Raw genomic sequence first — 15,007 nt, 5'->3', positions numbered from 1 at the left:
GAAGTGCGCTCAAGAACCCATCAAGACGCCGCGCACGACCGCGCCGTCGCGCATCGCGGCCAGCGCCTGGTTCACCTCTTCGAGCGAGAAGTGCTTCGTGACCATCCCGCCCAGGTCAACCCGGCCGGTCTCGATGAGCTCGATGAAGCGCGGGTAGTCGCGTGTGACGCGCGCGGAGCCGTAGTAGCTGCCCTTCACCGTGCGGTCCTCCATCACCATCCGCAACGTCGGCAGCGCGAGACCCGCGCTGCGACCGGCGACGCCGACCAACACTGTGGTGCCGCCGCGTCGAGTCATCTCGAGCGCCTGCAGCTGCAGCTGCTCGACGCCCACCGCCTCGAAGGCGAAGTCCACGCCGCGACCTCCTGTGAGGGCGATCACCTGCTCCACCGGGTCGCCCGCGCTCGGGTCGACTTCGTCGGTCGCACCGAACCGCAGGGCTGACTGGCGCTTCATCGCCACGGGGTCGATCGCGATGATGCGCGACGCGCCGGCGACTCGCGCTCCCTGGATCGCCGAGGTTCCCACGCCACCGCAGCCGATCACGGCAACCGTGGCGCCCGGACCGACCTGCGCGGTGTTGATCACTGCACCAAATCCGGTGGTGAACCCGCACCCGATGAGCGCGAGCTGATCGGCCGGGAGATCCGTGTCGACCGGGATGCATGACGCCTCGTCGACCGTCATGACGTCGGCGAAGCTGCCGACCCCGCTCATCGCGTTCGCCACGGACCCGTCGGCGCGCTGGGCGCGGGGCCGGGCCATCACCTCGGGCCCCATCTCGCAGAGGTGCGTCTCCTGCCGCCGGCAGAACCAGCACTGCCCGCACACCGGTGTGAGCGCGACGATCACTCGCTGGCCGGGCCGTACGCGCGACACCTCGGCGCCGACCCACTCGACCACGCCGCAAGCCTCGTGCCCGAGGATCATCGGGTTGCCACCGGGCATGCGGTCGATCACCGCCTGGTCGGACTGGCACACCCCACTCGCGTGCACGTGGACGATGGCGTCACGCGGCCCGGGCGTGAGAGCGGTGACGTCCTCCAGCGAGAGGTCCTCATGTTGTTCTACGAAGATGGCTGCGCGCATGCGCGCACCGTACCCGCTACCACTCGCGCTCGTGCTACCTCAGCCGCTGTGCTGCCACGCCGCAGACCGAGCACCGAAGTGAAGCACTGCCGATCTGGCGCGGCGGACGTTGTCGCAGCATCGGTGTTTCGGCGCGCGTGTTCGGTGTGCTTGTGTATTCGAAGTACCCCGCGGCCGGCAGTCCGTACTCTCTCTTGATGGCTCCGAAGGAGTATCCGGAACCGGGGTTCGAGTCGCACGACGAGCGAGATGCGCTCAATGCCTGGCTGGATTATCACCGTGGCGTTTCTACGAAGGTTGCATCAGGGCACAGACGGAGATTGCCGCTATGTCGCTTCCGCAACGATGGCGGCGACGGGGGAAGGCTGGAATGCGTCGATGAAGCTGCGTATGGCGGCGTTGGATCCGCTGAGATGGAGCTGACCTTCGTGGAACGCATCGGTGAGCGTGTGGTACCCGAGATAGATGCGGTAGAGCGTCGAGAGTTCGGAGTGGAGCGTGAGATCGACATCGAACCCCGGGTCGGTGAGACAGAGAGATGCCTCGTCTTCGACGACGATCCAGTACCGGTTCGGATCGTCGCCGAAGTGCACGTAGATGACGAAGCGGGGCCCGCGAAGGGTGTCGGGGTTCAGGCGGCGGTGGAGCCACCACAACAGCAGATCGGCGTCGAGTTCGTCGGGGTCGGGCTCGCCGAACGCCCATCTCGCGCCCCACTCGGCGAGGCCGAAGACGACCGGTTGCAGGTCGCGGCCGGCGGGCGTGAGTTGGTAACTCCCGTTCGGATCGTGCGCGACCACTCCGGCGCGTTCGAGTTGATCGAGCCGCCGACTCAACAGTGCCCGTGAGAGCCCCGGATTACCACGGACCAGCTCGTTGAATCTTGTCGTGCCGGTGAGCAGGTCGCGCACGATGTGGAAGGTCCAACGATCGCCGAGCACCTCGGCCGAGCGCGAGATCGGGCAGTACTGGCCGTATTTGTTCATGCCACCAGCATGCCATCGGTTCAGTATTGGAACTAGTCAACCTGCCTCCGAGGGGTTTCGATGTTGGGGCAACCGCAGATGGTCCGAGTTGGCTCCACAGAAAGGTGTCGCATGCGCATCGCCAAGAACGAGATACCAGTCAAGATCGACGTGCCCGGCGCGGTCGCACGCCAAGCCGATGGCTTCGGTGATCCGTCCGGACTCGGCACGCTCGGAGGCGAGTACTTCTCGCTCGGGGCCGGCACCGACATTGCCCCACTGTTGAAAGGGCTCGAGGGTGACGCCTGCCAGGCCCCGCACTGGGGCTACATGCTCTCGGGTGAAGTCGTCGTCACCTACACCAACGGGACCGACGAGACTTGCTCCGAAAACGACCTGTTCTACTGGCCCCCCGGACACAGCGTGCGCGTGGTGGACGACGCCGAGGTCATCCTCTTCAGCCCACAGGTCGAGCACACGAAGGTGATGGACCACATGCTCACGCAGATGGGAAGCCGTTGACAGACCTGACGCGTGAATGAGGGGTGTCACCTGCGATGAAGGTCCATGATGACGTCGAGAAGCGGCACCCAGAGGTGCCGGGCTGCCGGGAGGGAGCATGAGCATGTCTGCAATCGACGCGTTACGTAGCGAGGCGAGCGGCGAGGTGATCGCTCCGGGAGATGCCGGGTACGAGGAGGCCCGCAAGGTCTATAACGGCATGATTGACAAGCGTCCCGCCGCCATCGTGCGCTGCACCGGGACAGCCGACGTGGCCGCGGTGATCGGTGTGGCCCGCGCCGAGGGTTTCGATCTCTCGGTTCGGGGTGGCGCGCACAGCGCGCCGGGCTTCGGTACCAACGACGGGGGGCTCGTGATTGATCTCAGCCTCCTCCAAGACGTCGTCGTCGCAACGGACACCCAGACCGTGCGCGCTGGCGGCGGGTGTACCTGGGCGGGGTTCAACGAAGCCACGAATGCGTATGGTCTGGCGACCACGGGCGGCATCATCGGCTCGACGGGGATCGCGGGTCTCACCCTCGGTGGGGGCATCGGCTACCTCTCGCGAAAGTACGGACTGTCGTGCGACAACCTCCTGTCGGCTGAGGTTGTCACCGCCGACGGACGCGTGGTCACCGCCAGCGAGAACGACAACAGCGACCTCTTCTGGGCGTTGCGCGGGGGCGGCGGCAACTTCGGTGTCGTCACCACGTTCGAGTACCGGCTGCACCCCGTGGCGGACATCTACGGTGGACCGATCGCGTATCCCGTCGATCGGGCCGACGAGGTCTTGCGCTTCTACCGCGAGTACATTGCTGAGTCCCCCGAGGAGTTGGGGGGATTCGTCGGGTTCCATCTCGCGCCGCCGCTGCCGTTCTTGCCCGAGGAGTGGCATTTCAAGAACGTGTGTCTCGCGGTGCCGTGTTGGGCGGGTCCACTCGACCAGGGCGAGAAGATGATCAAGCCGTTCCTCGATGTCGTCGCGCCTGTCGGGTCGCACGTCGGCGCGATGCCGTATCCGGCGCTCAACACTCTCTTCGACCCGCTGCTCCCCGCCGGACTTCAGCACTATTGGAAAGCGAGCTTCGCCCGCGACCTCAGCGACGAGGCGATCGCCGTGCACGCCGACCATGGTGCACGGGTCCCAGCAATCCAGTGTGCCGTCCACCTCTATCCAATCGACGGGGCCGTGCAACGCGTGGGTGCCGACGAGACAGCGTTCGCGTACCGCGACGTCAACTTCTCGCCCGTCATCGCCGGCATGTGGGAAAACCCCGCCGACAACGACACGAACATCGCCTGGGTCCGCGGCTACTACGAAGCGCTCGAGCCGTATTCGGCTGAAGGCGGCTACATCAACTTCATGGACGGCGACGACCAGAGCCGCATCAAGGCCAACTATCGAGGCAACTACGAGCGGTTGGCTGCGATCAAGACCAAGTACGACCCGGCCAACCTGTTCCACCTGAACCAGAACATCCAACCCACGACGTAAGAAAGCATCGCCGACACCCGATATCCGCAAGTCACGCTCCAAGACACGCTGTTCGCCGTGGGCATGTCACGCCCATAATGCGCTCACGCCGCGTACGCGACAACGTGCTTAGGGCCTGCCGCGCCGGTACACGCCGACACGCCGATCTGTGCTGCTCGCCGTCGGCTCGTGGTTGTGGGAAGGTCGTCGGAGGTCGAGCGCAGGACTCGCTCTGCGGTCATGATCACACGGCTCGGTCCATTGGGTCACCCAGCAAGGGCGCTCGATGGAGGCAAAGGGGAGCGAATTTTCCGGTCAGGTTCGTTCGGTAGCTCCACCGTCCGGGCGGCACTGCTGGGGACTGCCACACCGGACGGGTGCGAGGCACCGGATGACCGCCGACAAGGACTTCAAGCAACTCGTACGTGCACGCGCCCGCAAACAGCGCACGTCGTACGCGTCGGCACGCCAACGCCTCCTCGCAACCGCCACCGCGCCCGCATCGAGAGAGGACCCGTCCATGAAATTCACCAGCGTTGTTCCGATCCTGCGGACCTTCGACACAGACAGAGCGACCGAGTTCTATGTCGACTACCTCGGCATGACGGTCGATTGGGAGCACCGCTTCGAGCCCGATCTCCCCCTCTACCGCCAGGTGTCGAGAGGGGACCTCGTGCTGCATCTCACCGAACACCAGGGCGACAGCACTCCCGGCTCGGTCGTCTACATCTACATGACCGGCGTGCGAGACCTGCACGCGGAGCTGAGCGAGAAGTTCTCGGTGGGCCGCAACAAGCCAGGCCTCGAGAGCGCGGACGGTCGCACCGAGTTCGCCGTCGTCGACCCATTCGGCAACCGGCTCCGCTTCGGTGAGCTCGAGTAGCGAAGCGCGGCTGGAGAACTGGATCCCTCCAGCCGCGCCGAGCGACGTCGACGGTCCCAAAGACCAGCGCTCGCGCAGTGCAGCGGACGGCTGACTACACAAGGCGACAGCAACCAGCACGATGCGAACCTGCCTGCGATCACCGGACCAACGAAGTAGCCGTTTCCCGGCTGCCGGTGTACGGCTCCTGACTCCAGCCGTCTCCGAACGCCGGCTGGGTGACCGTCGTCAGCAGTTGGCGACGGCGTCCAAGGCCTCGCAGATGCGGCGTCGTCCACCGACGCCGAGTTCGCCGAGGCGCGTCGTGAGGACCGACTTCGGTACGGCGGCGAGGCTGTCGAACGTGGCCGCGCTGTCGTGGTCGATGCCTTCCTCGGGGCCGACGGGGATGCATGTCGGGATGTCTCGGATCGTGCTCGTGACCGGCGCCACCACGACGTTGTTGAGAACTGGGATGGCCTCGTCGCGCGACACGACGAGTACCGGTCGGCGCTTCTGGTTCGGGGTCTCCATCAACCAGAGCTCGGCCTGGGCTACCACGGCTCCGCCTCGGTCAACGCGATTGCGCTCGCCATCGCGAGCTCGTTGTCGTCGAGCGTCTGGGGCTGCTTGGTGTACGACTGGACGATGGCGGCGCCGACGCCCGCTCGGCGGACCGCATCGGCAAGGTGGTGCACTCCTCGTCGAATCACCGCAGATCGGCTGTCGCCGATGCCTACGTCAACGAGTTCGTCGATCAGCGCGAGCTCCTCGTCGGTGAATCTGGTCGGCACGGGCGTTGTCATACAGGGCAGTATACGGCCCGTAGAGCACCATCGACCTACCTCCCATTCCTCGCCCGACCGTCCCCGAACACCGGATCGAGACACGCCGAGGGTGAGGTAGGCCGCTGGTTGGTCTGCGTGCCGGTAGGTCGGACGGGCTCAGTCCCACGCGTTTCCGCGGTGGGTGCGTGGTTTCCGTCGCGCCGTGGGTGCAGCTTCGCCAGCGGCCCCCTGTCGGGTGAGTGGCGGGAGGGATCCTCCCCCTCCCGCTCTCGCAGAACCGTACGTGACCGTCTCCGGTCATACGGCTCCCACAGGCCGACTGGTGGTGATCCGGGGAAGTTGACCACGGATGGACCCACACAAACCCGAGGAGTCCCAAAGTTCTTGCGAGTTTCGGCGGGGCCATCGTTACCTGCACACCGGAACCGACAGGCCGTCCAACCCGAGCGGGCCCGACGTGTCGCGTGTCCCCTAGCGCGAAGCCCAGATGGGTCGCGTTGCGATCAGTTCGCTGACCTGCATGCGAAGCCCACATCCGCTTGGGCAGTCGATTTCGTTTCCCTGCCAACTCAGATGGAACTCTGTAGTTCGGTCGCACGCAGGGCACCTCAGGAACTGTTCCACGCGAGATTCGACCGGAGTGACAACGATGGAACCCCACTTGATGCCCTCAAGCGTCAGCGAGTACACGGCGCTGGGATCACCGCACATCGCTACCGGATGGTAAGGATGCGCAGAAACAGAGAGGAGAATGGTGGGGAAGAAAACCGCCGTGACCTCGACTTGTTCGGTCAGACTCCAGACACGAAGCGCCCGATCGCGTCCGCATGAAAGGACGAACGCTCCATCTGGGCTCAACGCGCATGCTTCAACACCGCCGGCGTGACGGCCGACTATTTGTACCTCTGTCAAGTCAACCGCGTCCCAGACTCGGATCGTTCCATCCTGGCCCGCCGAGATGACCTTCGAGCCGTCCGGACTGACTACGCAATCCCGAACGCCAGACGCAACACCCCCCGCGTCTGCATGCCCGACTCCGATCGCGACCAACTCTCCTGAGTCAGCAGCAAACTTCTTGATCGTGCCGTCAAGGCCAGCTGCTAGCACGAAATGAGCGTCAGGACTGATCGCGCAGGCGTTGAGGCTCGAATCTGTCGCAACGCGAACGCGTTGTTGGCACTCATCGGTGTCCCACAAGATGAGCACACCATCCGAGCCCACAGAGACGATGTAAGACTCGTCGGGGCTGATCCGGCAACCTCTCACCCCGCCCAAAGTCTTGCCGAAGAACTCACGCAGCCGCTCCGGCGTTGAGCCCTCAGCGTGCGAGGCTGCGGGATCGTTTAGAGTTGCGAGGAGCCCCAAATCATGGACGTCCCAGAGCTTACAGGTCTTGTCGCTACTGCCAGTCACGAGAGCACGGGAATCTGGGCTGAAGTCGCAGTCAGCCACGGGCGCGTCGTGGGCCCGCCACCTGGGTAGTGCCGCGCGGGTAAAGTCCCACAGTGTGACGTCGCCCTGAACGTTCGCCGTCGCCGCCAGGCGACCATGTGGGCTGAACCGGCACACCACACCGCCAGTCGAAGGGGGCGGCGCCCAACCTTCAGGTTGCAGTACTGGTTCCCAGAGCCGTACGGTCATGTCGAGACTTGCTGACGCAACGTACGCTCCATCCGGGCTCATCGCGCACGCGAACACAAGCGAATCATGGCCCGAAAGATCGCATTGCTCGGAACTGGTCGACACATCCCACACCCTCACTGTCTCGTCGGCTCCTGCCGAAATGATCTGCTGAGCGTCAGGACTAACCGCGCAGTCACACACGCCCAGCGGAAGAACGAAATCTTCATTCCAGTTATCTTCAATCCGCTGGTGACACATGACCGCGAGTTCTTCGCCGGTCGCGGCATCCCAAATACGCAATGTCGCGTCATCGCCACCGGCAGACACTACGAACGACCCATTTGGACTCACGGAACAAGCCCAGACGCGGCCGCGGTGTCCACGCAGCACTGCGCGCTGCACGCAGGTTTCAGCATCCCAGATTCGGACAGTTCCATCGTCACCGGCGGATACGACATACGAACCGTCTGGGCTCCACGCGCAGTCACGCGCCGAGTGACCCGGTGCCTCAAACCAACCGGCCTCGCGCAATCCGTGAGAACCCGTAAGATCCCACAACTTCAAGGCGTAGTGCACCAGATCATCCGGAGTGGGCACGGAAAGCAGGTTCCCCCCGACCGAGACCATGCGCGAACCATCTGGGCTGAGTTCGCACGCCCTCGCAGTCTCGTGCGCCATCCTCTGGACATCAATTCGTTCATGAGTTGAGAGATCCCAGACGCAGATACATCCATCCTGACTGATGGTCACCAATCGGCGACCCTCCGGAGAGAAGCTGCAATCCACGACGGTTGAGTCGTGACCGATCAGACGAGCAACCTCAAGTCGCGAGTTGACATCCCAGATCCGGACAGTCTCATTGCTGCCCGTAGCAAGCAACCGCCCATCAGGGCTGAAGTTGCAGACTTGAGTGATCGCCGCTTCTTCGGCGATCACTCCCCGCAGTGCGGGTGAGTCTGCAAACTGGGGCCCTACTCGGCGTATCCAAGGGTGGCTTGCCGCCTCTCCACTTCGGCTCTGGCGAGCCAACCCGAGCGAGACTTGGTCGAACTCGGACTCGAATTGCAGCCGGTTGTAGAGCTGTTGGAACAAGGCTTCAGGCCGCGACACGAGGTTATGGAACTCTCGTTCGAACGCAGATGACACGATTCGCAGAGCAGATCGATCCATCACGTGGTTGCCCGAGAGCGCCAAACTAAGCTGCTGATTCTTCCCTAGAGCACGCGCAACATCACTCATGCACGCGTCGCTGGCGTTCTCATTCGAGCACGGCTGCAGGCACTCGCTAACAGCAGCACGGTGGGGGGTTGGCGCTTGCCCGTCACCCCCTGAGCCTGTCCCTGCGACAGGTAAATAGCCCTCATTTTGATGTCACATGGATGAGCAGCAATCTTGCCGGGGGGTCATGATCTAGTCGGCTCTCGATTGAAACTTCGAAATCATGGTTCGGATAGCGCGGGTAAATCTCGCGAAGCACCTGTCGCGACAGGTCCACCATGAATTCATCTGTTAGATCCCGCAGGGTTCCGACCTTCACCGGATCACAGTTTCCGTTGAGCTCGTCAATGCGAGGTTGTGAAAGCAGTTCTTTGAGTATTGAAGTCGGCACATGATAGGTATCTGGCAATCCTGGTTCAGCCTCCTTGAACACGTGGAAGTACGCAAGTCTTCGGTTCGCTGCTTGCTTGACGGTCGCTTGTTTCGCTTTGTCCCAAAGCGGCATCTCGTGCCTTCCTTTCCCGCGGCGACTCGGCCGCCGCATTCTAAAGAATCGACCAAACTCAAACTCAGGGTCAGCAGATCGTCTGTTTCAGCCTCCTTGGGCGCTACATGCAACATCGCGACGCGCTCATTTTTCCCACTGCATCTCCAAAGCGGATTCGCCGACGATGAACTTGTTGATGCGCAGAGGTCCGCCGCAGCCCTCTTGTGGACAGGTGATGTCCTCACCTCGCCACTCCTGCTGGAACGGTGACGCCTTGTTGCAGTGCGGGCAGTGGATCTGGAGGTCGTTGCCGTCGTGGAAGTCGACGCCGGTGAGGATGATCCGTCGGCGCTTGTCGGTGCCAGCCTCGCCGTCGCCGCCGGGCATGCGCTCGAGCGCGAACGTGTAGTCGTCCTGGAGCTGGTAGACGCCGGTGTAGGTCTTCGTCTCGTCGCCGTTGTCGACGACGCCGACGTGGGTCGCCTTCTGCTCGAGGAACTCGAAGTCGGTAAGCGTCTCGAACACCCCGTCCCAGTCCTCGGCGCTGGTCTGCTGGAACGGGAGCTCGACGAGCCGGCGCACGTTCGCCACCGTCCGCGGCTCTTCGCCGTCGGCGACAGGCACCTCGACGAACGGCTCCTGCTCACCGAAGTAGCGAGCGAGCTCGGCATGACGGGTCACACCATCGGCGCCCTCTAGGTAGTCCTCGGCGACGACCTCACCGAGCTGCCGGTGGTAGAAGCTGAGGAGCTGCGCGCCGTCGGACTGACGGGTGCTCAGGTAGGGCTCGAGGTCGAGGTAGAAGCGCGACCACACCACGATGGGCAGCTGGCGCACGTCGGGCGCGTCCTTGTCCTGACGGCTGCGGAAGTCGCCGAGCACGGTGGCGGGATCGTCGGGGTCCATCGACAGCACCCCGAGCATCTCCTCCTCCGACATGCCGCTCTTCGCGGCACGGAGGTAGGCCAGCGAGCGGTCGACCATGAGCGGCCCGTGGTTGTGGGTGCTGCGCAGCCGACCGAAGAGGTTCGTGCGGATCAATCCCGTCACGGTCGGGTCGAGCGGGCGGTACGTACCGGGACGTTCCTCCTCGCTGGGGCGGTCGTACGAATGCCACCGCCGTGCTTCTTCGAAGGCCAGCTTCAGGTACAGCGGCAGCCCGTTGGACGCGAACTTGTCGAGCACCTCACGGCGCTGGTCATCGGTGAGCGTGCGCTTGACCTCGTCGTCGTCGAGCCACGCGTCGAGCAGCTCGCCACCCTCGGCGACGGTCATCTCGGTCAGCTCGAGCCGATGGGACTCGGGGAGCTTGGCCTCCAGCGCATCGAGGCACTCCCGGGGGTCGGTGAGCGTCGACACGATGATGCGCACGTGCTCCGGGAGCTGGCGCGGCAGCCACACGAGGCTGCGGGCGTTCTCGGCGTCGGAGAGCTGATCGACCGCGTCCAGGAAGATCACGAGCGGACGAGTCTTCGTCGCGAGGGCGAGCCGCTTCGGGAGCTCCTGCACGAGCTCGCGGTAGTCGGCCGGCGCGGACTCGTCCGGCCCATACCGGCGGGAGATCTCCTGGCACAGCCCGGCGAGCAGTCGCCGGACGTCGGACGACTCGGGCGACGCGCCGATGAATCGCACGATCACCCGCATGCCGTCCTCATCCGCGTGCCGTGGTGCCTTCCCGGGAGCGGGATCCACGAGGTCCTGTTCCTCGGGCGCGCCAAGTGCACGCCCGACGACCTCGCGTGCCACCTCTGCGATGAGCGCGGACTTGCCCGAACCCGACGCGCCAGAGAGGGCGAAGGGGTGCTCGCCACCGGACCGGGCATGGTCGGCGAGCGCATCGACCACACCCCTCCGACCGGTGAAATGCTTCGCGCGGTCGTCGCCGAACTCTCGGTGGTTCATGACCTCTTCGAAGAGCTGCTCCCGGCGCGCGAGGCCGGACCTGATCTGCGTCCAGAGCGCCTCCTCGACTCGATCCGACAGCTCGTCGAGGTGCTCGTCGGCGACCTCGTTGGCCCCCCATCGGGCGGTGTACTCGACGATGTGGTCGTGCCAGAGGTGCGGCTCGAACCCAGCCTTCAGCGCGGCGAGGTCGTCTCGATCGTCCTGGTCGGCGTCCACGAAGTCCACGGCCGTCGGACCCGACGGCGCGTCCTCGAACGAGCGGAAGAAGCAGAAGACGTGCTCGTGCGCGTCGGACGTACCGAGTGCCCCGAAGTGGATCTCCTGCTCGGTCGCCGACTTCTCGTACTTGACGAGCTGATCCGGAGAGAGGTCTAGCCCTTCGATGGCGTTGAGCAGGATCTCACGCAACTGCGACTCGACGCCGGCCCACACCTCACCATCAGCGGCGGCGTTGCGCTCGCGCTCGTCCTCGGTCGCCTGCTCGGGAAGCTCCTCCAGGCGGGGCTGGAGCACGTAGACCGGTGGCACCGCGTTGTCGTCCCGGCGATACCAGACCGCCAACAGGTGCTGCTGCTGCTGCTGGGAATCGGTCACCTTCGTCCACAGCAGCTCCCACTCGCTCGCGGGGATCTCGGTGGGCAGCGCGCGCCACCCGTACCGATCGCCGAGGAGGACGAGGAAGTTGGGCCGCGGGGTGATCCGCTGGCAGCGCTTGACCTCGGCGATGCAGATCGGGATGGTCTGCTGGTCGAGCGACGCCTCCTGGCTGATCCCCCACCGCAGGTCGATCGCCTGGAAGCGCACGCCCTCGGCCTCGCACCGCCGCTTGAGGTTCGCGAACGCCTTCACCTGGAGTGCGTTGCGCTCCTTCACCAAGTCGCGGAAGGTCGAGCTCACGAAGACCCGGAACGTCTTGCCCGCCTGCGGCATCCGGACCCCCTTCTCCCCACCGATGCGGCCTCCATTCCACGCCCATCCGGGCCGGAGATCAAGTGGTTGCAGGAGACCTGGCTATGCTCGCGCCTCGGTTCGCAGCGTGAAGACGTACGGGATCGGTTGATTCCCGGTTGCATACCCCGAGTCGGCCACGTGCAAGGTGTGGCCGTCGTCGTCGAACTGCGCCGCGAGCACTGGTGAGATGCAACGGGCCCGTGCGACGAGAGCCCCACGCCGACCATCCCAGATCTCGATGGCGTTGTGCGACGCTGAGATCGCGACGAGATCTCCTCGGCGAGACCAGGAGATCGCAATGGGAGCGTCCGGTCGGCGAGGAACTTCGACAGAGCCCCTCGGCTCGAGCTCTGGTGGCTGCCAGAGCAAGCAAGTGCCCTCGGCGTCGACCGATGCGAGCAATCCATCAATCGAACTATGAAGAGCGTTCACGGCGGCGGGATGCCCGGCGACGGTGATGGAAGATGTGCGCGTCGCGACATCGATGAACACCAGTCGACCATCCGCGGTCCCTGCCACTACGCAGTGCCCATCCCGGCTCCAAGTGGCAGCGGTCAGCGAATTCGATTGGTGAGTCGATGCTGCCCAGGTGACGCTCAGTTGCTCGAGGGCCCTCACGCGCTCGGTGATCTCACTCCGCAGTAGCGCTCCTTCGCGAAGCCGTTTGGCGAACTCGCGGCACCGGTCGATGAGGTTTGCGTCTGCTTCGTCGGTGCGATGCCAGACGGCGACGCGTCTCTCGGGTACGAGTGAGGCGACGCTGCCTTCTGGCGCGGATGCCAACGCAAGACTGTCGTCATCGGCGGCGTAGGCGAGCCATTGGCCGTCAGGGGACCACGCGAGTGCCCGGCTGCGCGCCGCCGGAATCTGCGCGATCAACTCGCCGGAAACGACACTCCACACCCGTACGAAGTGATCGGATGCCGACGCGATCAGAGCGCCGTCCGGCGACCACACGAACTCCGATACTGCAAGTTCGTGCACGAGTACATGTTCAACCAAACCGTGAGCGTCCCAGAGGCGGAGCGTCTTGTCGTGCCCCGCTGAGGCGATCTGCTCACGTATTGGTGACCAGCACACAGCGTCGACAGGCAGGCCAGTGGTCGGGGCGCGTGAGTCACTGAGCAGCTTGTCGAGCTCTGGCAAGAAGGGCTGTACAAGCTCGTCGAGCCGCTTTGCGGCTGCACGAACGTCCGCTGCCGACGCGCCACCTCGAATGACGCGCTTGATTTCCTCGAGTTCTCGCCTTGCGGCGGCCGGATCCGCGGGCACTGAGGTCGGTGGCCCCTCGCCGGCCTCCGACGCGCCGAACGCCATTCGGCCGAGACCTTCGTGGCCGCCGAGGTTGCGCTCGATGGCCCCGGTGTACCCGTCCCAGATCTGTACGAGGCCCCGTTGCCCTCCGGATACGTACTGGTTGCCGTCGGGAGACCAGGCGAGACTCCTGATGCTCGACCACTCCGCGCCCAGGTCATTGTTCACTCCACCCCGAATGGGCTCCCAGAGCATGACCACGCTCGATTGATCGGCAGAGATCAGTGATCCGCCGTCGGGGAGCCACGCGACCTCAACTACGCCCGTCGGGTGGCCGTGCAACACCGAGGCGAGCGTTCTCTCCACCGCGTCCCATACATAGATCTGGCCACCGAGCGACGCCGAGGCGAGGTAGCGCGCGTCGGGGGACCATGCGAGTGACATGATCGATCCGACGTGGTGGTCGACAACCGCGATGACGTCGCCGGAAGCCCGGCAGATCGACAGCAGTCCGTTCTCGAACCCGAAAGCTAGACATTCGCCGTCGGGGGACCACGCAATTGCAACGACCGCGTTCGTGTCACCCTCGTACATGCGCACTATGGCGCGGCCCGGTGCCTCAATCACCGCTCGTGGTCCAGAGGCGCCGAGTTCGAAGATGCATCCCGACGACTCATTTCGACCAGCGGCGATCATGGTCCCGTCGGGTGAGACCGAGAGCGGACCCCGGCATTCGAGTGCGCGCGAGCGCGGCTCCAGGCGCGCGCTTCCGAGGTCCCAGACATCGACGCTGTGATCGCGGGCGACTAGGAGAAGGCGTCCATCAGCCGAGAGCGCTGCTTCGCGGCCTCGGTACTCAACGAGTTGCTCCTCCGAGCCGTCCGCGAGATCCCGCGCCCACACTCTTGTGCTGTCGCGGATGATGAGTCTGGTCGCTGACGACCACACGACATCCCATGCCCGACAAGGGAATTCCAACTCGCGTCGCCAGCGCTTGAGATCCCAGATTCGCATGCGTCCGTCTGCGCTGATGGAGGCAACGTGGTCGCCGCTGGCAGACACGGCCAGTCGCTGACCGCCTTCGAAACGAGGCGGGACACCGCCGTTGAGTCGGTCGAGTGCGTGCGCGCCCCCCAGTTCGGCACTCCGTACAAGTTCGGGATTCGCCGCTGCCGCCGGCCGATTCTCCAAGCTCATCCAACATCGGCCGGCCAAGGCGTTCTTGCAGCTGGCCGCCAAGACGTCGTGGACTGCTGGTTGCGCGCGCACGGTGAACAAGCGGTTGTGCACGTGGGAGATGAGGCTCTCAGGCTGACGGCCGATGATGAGCGCCTCACGGTGGAAGATCCGCGAGACCAACGAGAGTGCCGACACGCGGTCGATCTGAACGTTCTCAGTCATCGGAGCGAGAGAGGGAGAGTCGGCTCGCTAGCTCTTGTCTCGTTGGTCTCGCAAGGTGTCACCAAGGCTCGACAGCTCCGAGCGCAAGCCACTTGGAATGTCTGGATTTCTCAGAATCTCTTCGAGACCTCGCAAGACCTCTCCGTAGCGCTTCGCGTCAAGCGCAGGCTGGTAGTGCTCCACAAAGAGTGCCACCCCCGTTTCTGCGGCCTTTTGACGCCACATCGTCCGGTTCTCGTCGTCAAGATGTGGGTTGACGATCTCCCGCTCCGCGAGGGCCAGAGCTTCACGATGACGTCCGGCCTTGGATGCTGCGTCCCACTGAAACAACGCATCGATGCTTCCGACCAGCGAAGCTCTCGCGCGCACGTCACCTGCATTCGGCTTCGGTTGCTTCTTGAACAGTCCCATTCCCGCTCCTCGCAGACGCCGCGGCTGAGGTGTGAATCGCCGTGTTGTCAAGTGGGTCGGGGCGCGCGGTATCGGGTC

General features: G+C 64.5%; 12 protein-coding genes. 3 read left to right on the top strand and 9 right to left on the bottom strand.

What is annotated here, in order from left to right; translation table 11 throughout:
• Positions 1–9 precede the first annotated feature (9 nt).
• Both WD271_15995 and WD271_15990 read right to left on the bottom strand, forming a co-directional pair.
• Positions 10–1,089, bottom strand: a complete 1,080-nt coding sequence (locus WD271_15995) for a Zn-dependent alcohol dehydrogenase (protein ID MEX1009322.1) — start codon at positions 1,087–1,089, stop codon at positions 10–12.
• A 326-nt stretch (positions 1,090–1,415) separates the two neighbouring features.
• Positions 1,416–2,075, bottom strand: a complete 660-nt coding sequence (locus WD271_15990) for a helix-turn-helix domain-containing protein (protein MEX1009321.1) — start codon at positions 2,073–2,075, stop codon at positions 1,416–1,418.
• Positions 2,076–2,186: 111 nt separating this feature from the next.
• On the opposite strand from WD271_15990, the gene WD271_15985 reads away from it, so the two are divergent.
• The 3 genes from WD271_15985 to WD271_15975 all read left to right on the top strand — a co-directional run bounded on the left by WD271_15985 (position 2,187) and on the right by WD271_15975 (position 4,912).
• Entirely contained in the window at positions 2,187–2,576 is a 390-nt protein-coding gene (locus WD271_15985; GenBank protein MEX1009320.1) for a cupin domain-containing protein, read from the top strand.
• 97 nt (positions 2,577–2,673) lie between these two features.
• A complete protein-coding gene (locus WD271_15980) occupies positions 2,674–4,050 on the top strand; it encodes an FAD-binding oxidoreductase (GenBank protein MEX1009319.1) in 1,377 nt (458 codons plus the stop codon).
• Positions 4,051–4,420: 370 nt separating this feature from the next.
• Entirely contained in the window at positions 4,421–4,912 is a 492-nt protein-coding gene (locus tag WD271_15975) for a glyoxalase superfamily protein (GenBank protein MEX1009318.1), read from the top strand.
• Between the two features lie 228 nt (positions 4,913–5,140).
• Here WD271_15975 and WD271_15970 read toward each other — a convergent pair whose 3' ends face one another.
• From WD271_15970 to WD271_15940, 7 genes are all read right to left on the bottom strand, one after another.
• A complete protein-coding gene (locus tag WD271_15970; protein ID MEX1009317.1) occupies positions 5,141–5,452 on the bottom strand; it encodes a type II toxin-antitoxin system PemK/MazF family toxin in 312 nt (103 codons plus the stop codon).
• Complete coding sequence (locus tag WD271_15965; protein MEX1009316.1) at positions 5,446–5,697, bottom strand: hypothetical protein; 252 nt, start codon at positions 5,695–5,697, stop codon at positions 5,446–5,448. Before WD271_15965 ends, WD271_15970 begins: the two co-directional genes overlap by 7 nt.
• A gap of 453 nt (positions 5,698–6,150) precedes the next feature.
• Positions 6,151–8,541, bottom strand: coding sequence for a WD40 repeat domain-containing protein (locus tag WD271_15960; GenBank protein ID MEX1009315.1), 2,391 nt, complete (start codon positions 8,539–8,541; stop codon positions 6,151–6,153).
• Between the two features lie 121 nt (positions 8,542–8,662).
• Positions 8,663–9,025: a hypothetical protein gene (locus WD271_15955; GenBank protein MEX1009314.1), complete on the bottom strand. Its 363-nt coding sequence runs from the start codon at positions 9,023–9,025 to the stop codon at positions 8,663–8,665.
• A 126-nt stretch (positions 9,026–9,151) separates the two neighbouring features.
• Positions 9,152–11,842 carry an AAA family ATPase gene (locus WD271_15950; protein MEX1009313.1) on the bottom strand — a complete coding sequence of 897 codons (2,691 nt, stop codon included), beginning with the start codon at positions 11,840–11,842 and terminating at the stop codon, positions 9,152–9,154.
• Positions 11,843–11,923: 81 nt separating this feature from the next.
• Positions 11,924–13,744, bottom strand: coding sequence for a hypothetical protein (locus tag WD271_15945; protein ID MEX1009312.1), 1,821 nt, complete (start codon positions 13,742–13,744; stop codon positions 11,924–11,926).
• Positions 13,745–14,545: 801 nt separating this feature from the next.
• Positions 14,546–14,929, bottom strand: coding sequence for a hypothetical protein (locus tag WD271_15940; GenBank protein MEX1009311.1), 384 nt, complete (start codon positions 14,927–14,929; stop codon positions 14,546–14,548).
• Positions 14,930–15,007 lie beyond the last annotated feature (78 nt).

This window comes from Acidimicrobiia bacterium (assembly GCA_040880805.1).
In the GTDB taxonomy this organism is placed as follows: domain Bacteria; phylum Actinomycetota; class Acidimicrobiia; order IMCC26256; family DASPTH01; genus DASPTH01.
Note: the sequence above shows the minus strand (reverse complement) of the source record. Positions and strands in the feature narration are given on the sequence as shown.

Coding starts and splice junctions, on each gene's coding strand:
- WD271_15950 (MEX1009313.1), bottom strand. CDS start 11,842: ATGCCGCAGGCGGGCAAGACGTTCCGGGTCTTCGTGAGCTCGACCTTC.
- WD271_15985 (MEX1009320.1), top strand. CDS start 2,187: ATGCGCATCGCCAAGAACGAGATACCAGTCAAGATCGACGTGCCCGGC.
- WD271_15965 (MEX1009316.1), bottom strand. CDS start 5,697: ATGACAACGCCCGTGCCGACCAGATTCACCGACGAGGAGCTCGCGCTG.
- WD271_15955 (MEX1009314.1), bottom strand. CDS start 9,025: ATGCCGCTTTGGGACAAAGCGAAACAAGCGACCGTCAAGCAAGCAGCG.
- WD271_15990 (MEX1009321.1), bottom strand. CDS start 2,075: ATGAACAAATACGGCCAGTACTGCCCGATCTCGCGCTCGGCCGAGGTG.
- WD271_15980 (MEX1009319.1), top strand. CDS start 2,674: ATGAGCATGTCTGCAATCGACGCGTTACGTAGCGAGGCGAGCGGCGAG.
- WD271_15975 (MEX1009318.1), top strand. CDS start 4,421: ATGACCGCCGACAAGGACTTCAAGCAACTCGTACGTGCACGCGCCCGC.
- WD271_15960 (MEX1009315.1), bottom strand. CDS start 8,541: ATGAGTGATGTTGCGCGTGCTCTAGGGAAGAATCAGCAGCTTAGTTTG.
- WD271_15995 (MEX1009322.1), bottom strand. CDS start 1,089: ATGCGCGCAGCCATCTTCGTAGAACAACATGAGGACCTCTCGCTGGAG.
- WD271_15940 (MEX1009311.1), bottom strand. CDS start 14,929: ATGGGACTGTTCAAGAAGCAACCGAAGCCGAATGCAGGTGACGTGCGC.